This is a genomic window from Echinicola sediminis, assembly GCF_054777495.1.
This window is the reverse complement of the sequence record NZ_BAAHAP010000094.1, coordinates 1-10,358: the sequence shown is the minus strand read 5'-3', so window position 1 is coordinate 10,358 and position 10,358 is coordinate 1. Positions and strand designations below refer to the sequence as shown.

Annotated in this window: 10 protein-coding genes; 5 read left to right on the top strand and 5 right to left on the bottom strand. The window is 42.8% G+C overall.

Annotated elements, in window-relative coordinates; genetic code table 11:
* Both ACYVAA_RS18650 and ACYVAA_RS18645 read right to left on the bottom strand, forming a co-directional pair.
* A partial coding sequence (locus tag ACYVAA_RS18650) for a hypothetical protein (RefSeq protein ID WP_460544646.1) occupies nt 1-508 on the bottom strand: 508 nt, incomplete at its 3' end.
* Nucleotides 509-664: 156 nt separating this feature from the next.
* Entirely contained in the window at nt 665-1,480 is an 816-nt protein-coding gene (locus ACYVAA_RS18645) for a polysaccharide biosynthesis/export family protein (protein WP_460544644.1), read from the bottom strand.
* Between the two features lie 281 nt (nt 1,481-1,761).
* On the opposite strand from ACYVAA_RS18645, the gene ACYVAA_RS18640 reads away from it, so the two are divergent.
* Nucleotides 1,762-2,244, top strand: a complete 483-nt coding sequence (locus ACYVAA_RS18640; protein WP_460544642.1) for a deoxycytidylate deaminase — start codon at nt 1,762-1,764, stop codon at nt 2,242-2,244.
* Here the strand turns inward: ACYVAA_RS18640 and murB are convergent.
* On the bottom strand, nt 2,241-3,260 hold the full coding sequence (gene murB, locus ACYVAA_RS18635) for a UDP-N-acetylmuramate dehydrogenase (protein ID WP_460544640.1): 1,020 nt from the start codon (nt 3,258-3,260) through the stop codon (nt 2,241-2,243). The genes ACYVAA_RS18640 and murB overlap by 4 nt on opposite strands.
* Before the next feature lie 145 nt (nt 3,261-3,405).
* Here murB and ACYVAA_RS18630 point away from each other — a divergent pair, with 145 nt between their 5' ends.
* From ACYVAA_RS18630 to truA, 4 genes are all read left to right on the top strand, one after another.
* Entirely contained in the window at nt 3,406-4,344 is a 939-nt protein-coding gene (locus ACYVAA_RS18630) for a succinylglutamate desuccinylase/aspartoacylase family protein (RefSeq protein WP_460544638.1), read from the top strand.
* A gap of 52 nt (nt 4,345-4,396) precedes the next feature.
* Nucleotides 4,397-5,557 (top strand): ergothioneine biosynthesis protein EgtB, encoded by a 1,161-nt coding sequence (egtB, locus tag ACYVAA_RS18625; protein ID WP_460544636.1) that lies wholly within the window; start codon nt 4,397-4,399, stop codon nt 5,555-5,557.
* 9 nt (nt 5,558-5,566) lie between these two features.
* Nucleotides 5,567-6,532 (top strand): L-histidine N(alpha)-methyltransferase, encoded by a 966-nt coding sequence (gene egtD / locus ACYVAA_RS18620; protein ID WP_460544634.1) that lies wholly within the window; start codon nt 5,567-5,569, stop codon nt 6,530-6,532.
* A gap of 65 nt (nt 6,533-6,597) precedes the next feature.
* A complete protein-coding gene (truA, locus tag ACYVAA_RS18615; protein WP_460544632.1) occupies nt 6,598-7,383 on the top strand; it encodes a tRNA pseudouridine synthase A in 786 nt (261 codons plus the stop codon).
* 53 nt (nt 7,384-7,436) lie between these two features.
* On the opposite strand, the gene ACYVAA_RS18610 is transcribed toward truA, so the two are convergent.
* Together ACYVAA_RS18610 and hppD are read right to left on the bottom strand one after the other, a co-directional pair.
* Nucleotides 7,437-9,164 carry a phospho-sugar mutase gene (locus ACYVAA_RS18610; RefSeq protein WP_460544630.1) on the bottom strand — a complete coding sequence of 576 codons (1,728 nt, stop codon included), beginning with the start codon at nt 9,162-9,164 and terminating at the stop codon, nt 7,437-7,439.
* 156 nt (nt 9,165-9,320) lie between these two features.
* The coding region (gene hppD / locus ACYVAA_RS18605) for a 4-hydroxyphenylpyruvate dioxygenase (protein ID WP_460544627.1) at nt 9,321-10,358 on the bottom strand (1,038 nt) is incomplete at its 5' end.

Genomic DNA, 10,358 nt, shown 5'->3' with positions numbered 1-10,358 from the left:
GTTTGGCCAGTCCATAATAAATACTGTTTCTGGCCTGCTTGAACAATGTTTGAGAAATGTGGATGCTCAGTAACTTACTGAAGTTTTTGCCATATAAATAGACCAGATCTTGAGGGGACATAAGATGGTGGTATTTTGGATAGAATTCCTGAAGCCATGCAGTGCTCCAAACCCATTTGTCCCGCTCTTTGCTGACACCTTTTATGCTGAACTGAATGAAGACGGCCTTAAGATCATTGAACTCATTTTCTTCGATCAGCTTTTGTGCTTTCAAATGAGTGTAAAAATAAGCTTCTGCTCTTTTGGAAAAATTGACCGCTCCACCAATGTAATCTGTGTTCAATGCACATTCCGGTCTTGAATTACCAAGAAATAAATATTGTGTTTGTTTAGGTAAATCAAAAGTATCCTGCTCATCAGCTATTTCGTTGAAAACCAATACGGGAAGGTTTGTCAGCAACAGAAAAATTGCAAGAAACAATAAGCTCCTTATAAGAAAATTCTTCATGGATAGATCTGTTTAAGGTCAGCAAACTTGGTTTTTTTGGGCTTCTAAAGCTTCGCCACGTCAGTCCCAATTGGCAGGAGACTTATTTGATGAAGACTGCAACTCGTTATGTTTCTCCTATTATTGAAGAAGATGCATGGTGAGGAGCAGAAAAAGTTAATTGGTTGCGGTGTAGACCAGTAAGCCAACTGTGACCACACTGACCAATAACTGGAAGGTCTGCATAAAAGTGGCGCCAGTACCCAGTTCCCGGACTTTCATAGGTTCCGCATAAATCAGGTCGTTAGGTTTTAGGAAATAAAATTCCGATCTCATGACCTCCTTGTTATTAAGGTTGATGGTATGGGTTTTAGAGCCTTCGGGATATTGCCTGATGAGATGGATCTTATCTTTTTTGGCCAATAAGGTCATGTCCCCGGCGTTTGCGATTGCTTCGAAAATAGTGACCCTGTTTTGGAGAACGGTGTATTTTCCAGGCCTGTTAAATTCTCCAAGGGCACTATACCTTATACCGCCTAACCGTACTCTGACAAAGAAATCGTCCTCAGAGATGTATTGCTTGAGTTTGTTTTCAATAAGAACTTTTGCCTCTTTGGTCGTGATACCCACTAAGGATACTTCTCCGATCATGGGCAATTCAACTCTGCCATTGTCATCCAAAGAATATCCCTGCAGAAAGAATACATCTCCTCCACTAAGAAGTCCTCCGCTGGCCATCCTGCTTTGGGCCATGGTATTAGGGTCATTGAAAATCATGTTGATTTCGGGACTGGTGGTCCGGATAGATATGTCCACCACATCGTTATTCATCAGCTCGTAGTCCTCTATATTATAAGGAATGTTTTCGTTTTCCTTGGATACTAATTCACTCTCAGGAAGATCCTGCATATAGATTACCCTTTTATTGGGGATACAACTGTAAAAAGTACACACAGCTAATGATAAAAGCAGTAAGTTTTTTAATTGAGTCATGGCTTAAGTTTTGTCAAAATGAGAAATCAAATGAAAAGCTTGTATATCAAATAATTGTGAAATAAATATAGAATATAAAATTTATAAAAACCAGTTTGTTTACTATAAAATGTATTATAAATACATAAAAAAGATTTTTAAAGCCTTTGAAAGGTGCTTCTAGACCGATTTTGAAATTACCCTAATGTGGTCAAACAGGCGGTTTTTTTAAGATTTCAGGATAAATCGGCTGTGGCTGAGTGATCTTTTTTTACTTTTGGGGGACTAAAATTGTAATAAAAATGTCCAGACCGGATTTTGACGATATTTTTATGGAATTGGCGGTGAACCTGGCCAAGCGCTCCCATTGTATTAAAAAGCATGTTGGTGCGGTTTTGACCAAAGAAACCAGGATCATCTCCATTGGTTATAATGGTCCGCCCTCAGGGACGCACAATTGCGACGAGGAGTTTCCTGAAAGTGGATGCAGCCGGGATAGCAAAGGAAGCTGTTCATTGGCACTGCACGCAGAACAAAATGCCATTTTATATGCAGTAAAAAACAATGCCTCTGTAGAAGGATCAACCCTGTATGTTACTTTGGCACCTTGTTTGGCCTGCGCCAGAATCATCTATTCCATGGGAGTAGCCAAAGTGGTCTACATGTATTCGTATGCAGATTATAAAGGATTGCCATCTGATGAGGGCGTGGATTTTCTGCGTAAGTTTGGTATTGCCGTGGAGCAATACCATAAGGAGATTCAGTTTGAGGACCAGCTGATCTAGATAAAATTCACCTCTGGATTCAGTTCCACCTTGAATTTCTCCAAAACGTCCTTTTGGATTTTTTCGGCCAAAGCTTTTATGGCTTCACCGTCTCCATTACCATAATTGACCAAGACCAAGGGCTGCTTTTTATGTACGCCGATATCCCCATAGGTTTTGCCTTTCCAGCCTGACTTTTCGATCAGCCAGGCAGCAGGGACTTTGATGCCGGTTTCTTGAGGATAGCCGGGTATCTCTGGATAATTCTCCTTTAGCATTTCATAATGCTCAGGGGAAAGGGTAGGGTTTTTGAAGAAACTTCCGGCATTGCCTATTTGGGCTGGGTTAGGGAGTTTACTTTCCCTAATAGCAATGACAGCCTCGCTAATGGCGGCAATGTTAATGTTGTTTTCTTTGATCCCCATTTCTTCCAAAGTGGATTGGATGGCTCCGTAACTAATGTTGTAAACAGGCTTCTTGGAAAGTCTGTAGGTGACATGGGTGATGACATACTGGTCCCTTTCCTCGTTTTTGAAGATGCTTTCGCGGTAGCCAAAATGACATCGCTGGTGGTCGAAAATTTCCGATTGGAAGGTTTTTCTGTTGATGGCCTCCAAGTGGTCAAAGACTTCTTTTATCTCCACTCCGTAAGCGCCGATGTTTTGCATGGGAGAGGCACCTACCGTACCGGGAATCAACGATAGGTTCTCGACGCCTGCCCAGTTGTTTTTGATGGCATGTAGGACAAATTCGTGCCAGATTTCACCTGCTCCCACCCTGATCCAGATATGGTCAGGATCTTCTTTGGTTACCTCTATGCCTTTGATATCCATTTTGATGACCAGGGCAAAGACGTCCTTGGTAAGCAAGATATTGGAGCCTCCTCCTAAAATAAAGGCAGGTAAATTTTTTTCCGTTGAAATTTTAAGGGCTTCGATGACCTCTGTTTTGGAGCTTGCTCTTGTGAAAAAACGGGCTTTTTTGTCAATTTGAAAAGTATTATATGGCTTTAAAGAAATGTTTTCTTGTATCTTCATAGGAAATTCAAACTTGAAACATAGATGGGCAAGAGCAGGTTGGTAATTTACTTCCCAACGTCTATACTATTGCGAATTAAGTAAGATTTTGTCCAAGAAGAAAGGAAATTGCATTTAGCCATCCAAAAAGATTAATGGAAGTTTTATGAAAGAAATGGTGATCAATGGGGTACGGATCAGACCCGGACAGACTATGAATATTGAAATAGCCATTGCTAGGCTGCCCACACATACATTGATTGATTTACCGGTTTTTATTGACCGGGCAAAAGAAGATGGTCCCACGGTCCTCATCAGCGGAGGGGTACATGGGGACGAAATAAATGGGATAGTCGCGGTCAAAAGAATGTTGGAGGAGGAGCTTTTTAAACCTTTAAAGGGCACACTGATCTATATTCCTTTGGTGAATGTTTATGGTTTTCTGAGCAACAGCCGTACTTTTCCGGATGGAAGGGACTTGAACAGAAGCTTTCCGGGAAACAATAAAGGCTCCCTGGCTTCACAAATCGCCCATATCCTGACCACGCAGATCATTCCTAATATTGACTATGGGATCGATATTCATACCGGAGGAAGAATGCTATCCAACTATCCTCAGATCAGGGTTGACTTTAAAGATAAAAAGGGGCTGGAGTTGGCAAAGGTGTTTGGCGCCAAGTTTGTGATCAATTCCAGTCATATTGACAAATCTTTCAGAAAAGAAGCCTTTAAACATAAGAAGCATATTTTGGTTTATGAAGGGGGAGAGTCGATGAGATTGGATGAATTAGCCGTGTCTGAAGTCATCCAGGGAACCAAAAGGGTCTTGACCCATTTGGGGATAATTCAGGAGGAGGTGGAGCCAAGTGTATCGGCAATAATGAAGGAGAGCTCCTGGACAAGGGCAAAAATATCCGGCATATTTACGCCCATTGCCAACCCCGGTGAGGAAGTGAAGAAAGGCCAGGTTTTGGCCAAAATATCCGACCCCTATGGACAGGTAAAGGTGCCAGTGAAGAGCAGTTCAAACGGTTTTATTTTGGGACTGAACAATTCTCCAGTGGTAAATGCCGGTGATGCCCTGTTTCATATCGGCAAAGAATAATATGGTTATTCATTGAAAAAATAATAACTTATATAAGTACAAGTATTCGCATATGGGAACAGCCAATGAGATGAATTTTGAAACTTACAAGCAAGTGCGTGAACGGACGGAACAACTGTGTGCCAATTTGGAAACAGAGGATTTTGTCATTCAAGCAGAAGAGTTTGTAAGCCCTGCCAAGTGGCACCTTGCTCATTCTAGTTGGTTTTTCGAAACATTTCTCCTGAAAAAACACCTGTCTGATTATCGGGAATTTCATCCGGACTTCAGTTTTTTCTTTAACAGCTACTATAATGCAGTAGGGGAAAGAACCGCTAGAAACCACCGGGGGCTGATGACCAGGCCGACTGTAGAAGAGGTCTTTGATTACCGTGCCTATATCGATGATCAAATGCATGTTTTGATCGAAAGCAAGCTAGATGATGAAATAAGGGAGACCTTGATTTTGGGACTGAACCATGAGCAGCAACACCAAGAACTTCTTTTGACGGATCTCAAATATAACCTTTGGTTAAATCCGCTATCTCCTTCAGTTTTGAATATCAAGGAATACCCCAAGCAGGAAGAGAACGGTTGGGTAAAAATCAAGGAAGGCCTTTACTTAATCGGGCACAGCGGGGAGGGGTTTTGCTTTGATAATGAAATCAGTAGGCACCAGTTTTATTTGGAGGAATTTTCAATCTCTACCAACTTGGTTACCAATGGGGAGTATCTGGGCTTCATCAGGGACAAAGGGTACCGTAGGCCTGAGTTTTGGCATTCAGACGGCTGGGCCTGGGTGGAGGAAAACCATATTTATAAACCGCTATATTGGATCGAAAACCAAAAAGGTTATCAATGCTATACCTTGGATGGATTGAAAGAACTTGAGCTGAATGCACCGGTTTCCCATCTGTCTTTCTATGAAGCTGCTGCCTATGCTGAGTGGGCGGGATACCGACTTCCAACTGAACAGGAATGGGAAGCCGCATCAGGGAAATTTTCCTGGGGGACGAGATGGGAATGGACCAATTCGGCCTATTTACCATATCCAAAGTTTCAAAAAGCCCCTGGTGCAATAGGGGAGTATAATGGAAAGTTCATGGTAAACCAGATGGTGCTAAGGGGGGCGTCGGTGGCAACTTCACCGGGACATTCCAGAAAAACCTACCGTAACTTTTTTCACCCTAATCTCAGATGGCAATTTACAGGAATCAGGCTTTGTCAAAAATAAACCGACGCTATGGAATTTACGCTAAAGAAAGATACTGAATTTGCCCAAGATGTGTTGGAAGGGCTAAGTGCCAAAGATAAGTTTTTATCGTCCAAATACTTTTACGATCATCTTGGAGACAAGCTGTTTCAGAAGATCATGGAATTGCCGGAGTATTACCTTACCCGAACAGAGTTTACAATTTTACAGAAGTACCATGGTGTTATTTTGGACCAGATTATGGGAGGGGATGATTCCTTTAACCTGGTAGAGTTAGGAGCAGGGGATGGCCTGAAAACCAAAATTCTTCTGGATTACTTGTACCAAGCTAAGAGGCCCTTTACCTATTTTCCTATTGATATTTCCGGAAGTGTACTGAAACATCTTCAGGATGATTTGAACCAGTCCTTTCCGGATATTGATGTGTGCCCAATAGAAAGCAACTACAAGAAGGCCTTGGCCGAAAAGGCTTGGCAAAATGGTAAAAGGACGCTTCTACTATTCCTGGGGGCAAATATTGGGAATTTTGTCTGGCAGGAAGCTAGGGAAATGCTTTCTCAAGTGGCTGCTTCTTTAAGTAAGGGCGATCTTATGCTGATCGGTTTTGATCTGAAAAAAGACCCTGAATTGATTCTAAGTGCTTATGATGATGCCAATGGGGTAACCAGGGACTTTAACCTCAACATCTTAAGCCGAATTAATAAAGAGCTGGGAGGGAATTTTGATTTGAATAATTTTAAACATTGGCCGGTTTATAATCCTGTAACTGGCGAATGTAAAAGTTACCTGGTCAGCACTGTCGCTCAAGAGATCAGCATCTCTGCCTTAAACCGGACGTTTACTTTCAAAAAAGCCGAGGCCATCCATACCGAAATTTCCAAGAAGTACGATCCAGAGGAAATCTGTGAGCTGGCTGAGGCATGTGGGTTTGAGGTATTAAGGGATTTTGAGGATGATCAAGGTTTTTTTACCGACTCACTATGGATTAAAAGATGAGCCCTTATTTTTTGAAAATGAATTGCCTACCTTCGCCTCCTTAAGTTTCAGGATAATTATTGGAGATGAAAAGTAAACCTTATACCTATCTTTTTTACATTCAATATTTAGGTTTTCGGTATCATGGATGGCAAAAGCAACCAGGCGTAAAAACCATTCAGGAAATGCTTCAGCGCAGCTTAAAAGGCTGGCTTGGTCATGAGGACTTTAACATCCTCGGAGCAGGAAGAACCGATGCGGGAGTTTCCTGTATGAAAGGAGCTTTTGAATTGTTTTCAGCTGAAGAGCTGAAGGATTTAGATGGTTTACTCCAAGGAATGAATGAATACCTTCCGGACGATATCAAGCTCCTGTCCGTGGAAAGGGTAGGCTCAGATTTCAACATTATACAGGATGTTAAGGAAAAAGAGTACCGCTACCATTTTTCATTTGGGGCTAAGCCTCATCCTTTTTCTTCACCATTTACGGTGGTGTTTCCAGAAGCACTTGATTGCTCCAAAATGCAAGCCGGAGCGAAGCTGTTTGAGGGAGAAAGGGACTTTCGGAATTTTTGTACCAAACCCAAACCTGAAACTGTTTTCCTAAGGACTATTTTTCGTTCGGAGCTTGTGGAAGCTGCTCCCAAAAATGAAGCATGGGAAATTCACGAGCCGACGTATAGCTTTAGGGTAAGGGGGAAAGGTTTTTTGAGAAACCAGGTCAGGTTGATGATGGGGGCTTTGTACGATTTGGGCAAGGGCAAACTTAGCCTGGAAGAACTGGACAGGGCGCTGGAGGGAAAGATGGATGTCCTTCCTCTCAGCAGGAGAGCTCCTGCTAGGGGACTGGTATTACAGGAAGTGGTGTTCTGACGAAATAAAAAAGGGCCTTTCTGTTCAAAAAGGCCCTTTGGATTCATCAGTTATTATTCAAAGAATATTTTCAGTTTTTCAATTTTCTCCGCCAAAGCGGCTTCTACTTTCCTGTAAGCATCTCTGTTTGGCAAGTGTTCATTCACAGAGATATAATATTTGATTTTGGGTTCTGTACCAGATGGCCTTGCCGATATCTTACTGCCGTCTTCCAGGTAAAACTGGATCACGTTGGATTTTTCCAGGTCCAAATCAGAGGTGGTTCCATTCACTAAATCATACTCTTTGCTTTCTTTTACATCAATGACTTTGGTGACCTTGATACCATTGATATACTCTGGTCGGTTGGTGCGGAACCCGCGCATCAGGTTTTGGATCTGTTCTGCACCATCTTTGCCTTTTTTGGTCACAGAGATAAGGGATTCCTTGTAGAAACCATACTCCTGGTAAATTTCCGCAAGGACATCAAATAGGGTCATGCCCCTTTCCTTGTAATAAGCTACCACTTCAGCTAGCATGGCGCAGGCAGAAACCCCGTCTTTGTCACGCACTGCATCCCCTACCAAGAAACCATAACTTTCTTCACCGCCACCGATGAACTGTTTTTTACCTTCCAGCTCCCGGATTACAGCAGCTATATTTTTGAACCCGGTCAATACCCTGTAACAAGGGATGCCAAATCCATGGCAGATTTCTTCTATAAGTTCCGTGGTTACGATGGTGTTGACCATGAATTGATCGCCAGTGAAATGACCTCTTTTCCTCCACAGGGAAAGCAGGTAATAGGTCAGGATACTTCCTGTCTGGTTGCCATTGAGCAGCTCAAATTCCCCTTTTTCATTGGGGATGGCAGCGGCATAACGGTCTCCGTCCGGGTCACAGGCGAGGACCAGTTCTGCATTGACTTCTTTGCCAAGTTTTAGGGAAAGGTTCAATGCTTCCGCCTCCTCAGGATTGGGGTAGATGACTGTGGGGAAGTTGCCATCAGGTTCAGCCTGCTCCTTTACTACATGGATGTTTTCAAAACCGAATGTCCTCAAAGCCGCAGGTACCATTTTCCCAGAAGCACCATGGATAGGGGAGAAAACAATGCTCATTTTTCTCTGGTTCAGGATGGCTTTGGGAGATAAGCTGAACTTTTTGATATCATTAAGATAGCTCAAATCCATTTCACGTCCGATGTATTCAATCAGGCTATCGTCTTTGTCCCACTTTACATCATCTATAGAACGGATCTTTTGAACCTCAGCGATGATGTTTTTATCGTGAGGAGCCACGATCTGTCCGCCATCTTCCCAATAAGCCTTGTAGCCGTTGTATTCTTTGGGATTGTGGGAAGCTGTGATCATTACCCCACTTTTACAACCATAGTAGCGGATGGCGTAGGAAAGCATCGGCGTAGGACGCATTTCTTTAAAGTATTTGACTTTTATGCCGTTGGCGGTCAGTACATTGGCCGTGGTTTCGGCAAAAAGGGTATTATTGATCCTGGAGTCATGTGTGATGACTACCTTGATTTCTTCGTTTGGGAAGCAGTCCAGCAGGTAATTGGCCAGTCCCTGGGTAGCCATACCTATCGTGTAAACATTCATCCTGTTCGAACCAATGCCCATTACTCCACGAAGGCCTCCTGTTCCGAATTCCAGGTCTTTGTAGAAAGCGTCAATGAGTTCGCTTCGGTCCTCGGCTTTCAGGAGTTGTTGGATTTGTTCTTTGCTATTTTGGTCTATGTTGCTGTTTAGCCAGGTCTCAGCTTTACTTATAATGGATGCGTCTGTCATGGTTTATAAAAAACTTAAAATGAAAAGCTAATTTAAACATAAAAGCCATTAATGCCACTTTTTAGATGCCTTGAAGCTAAAAAGTTTGTCTTATTAAATTGTTACCTAAGGGGCAACAGGTTGGCAGTTGGGATTCATGGTATGAGGCGGCCAGAGTTACAGGTTGCCTCTCAAAGCTTGTTCTCTTTCAATGGCTTCAAAAAGGGCCTTGAAGTTTCCCTTTCCGAAAGATTTCGCTCCTTTTCGTTGGATGATTTCGAAAAAGAGGGTAGGCCTGTCCTGCACAGGTTTGGTGAAGATCTGCAGCAAATAACCTTCATTGTCCCTGTCTACTAATATGTTAAGGTCTTTGAGTGACTGGATAGTTTCGTCTATTTCTCCAACGCGTTCCAGCAGGTCATCATAATAGGTCGCAGGAACCACAAGAAATTCCACGCCCCGTTGGCGAAGTTCCCCGACGGTATGGATAATATCATCTGTAGCGATGGCAATATGTTGGACACCTGGACTTTTATAATAGTCCAGGTACTCTTCTATCTGCGATTTCTTTTTTCCTTCAGCAGGTTCATTAATGGGGAATTTGATATAGCCGTTTCCATTGGAAACGACCTTGGACATCAGCGCAGAGTATTCGGTGGATATGTCCTTGTCATCAAAGGTGACCAGAAGGCTGAATCCCATAACCTTTTCGTAAAACTCCACCCATTTGTTCATTTCACCCCAGCCCACATTCCCCACGCAATGATCAATGTACTTCAAGCCCACAGGGGAAGCTTGGTAAAGGCTTTTTTTTGCGACATAACCGGGCAAAAAAGGGCCTGAATAGTCTTTTCTTTCTACAAACGTATGAATGGTCTCCCCATAAGTGTGGATGGATGCTACTTTTACACTGCCGTTTTTGTCTTTTAGGGTCATGGGCTCACTGTAGGACTTAGCCCCCCTGGAGATCGTTTCATTCCAGGATTTTGCAGCATCATCTACCCAAAGTGCCAACACTTTTACTCCGTCACCGTGCTTTCGGACATGATCTGATATAAGGTGGTCTTCCTGTAAGGAACTGGTAAGGACCAATTGGATTTTCCCTTGTCGAAGTACGTAGGATGCCCGATCCCTGATTCCAGTTTCCGGTCCTGCATAAGCTACCAATTCGTATCCAAAAGCGTATTGATAGTATAAGGAAGACTGTTTGGCATT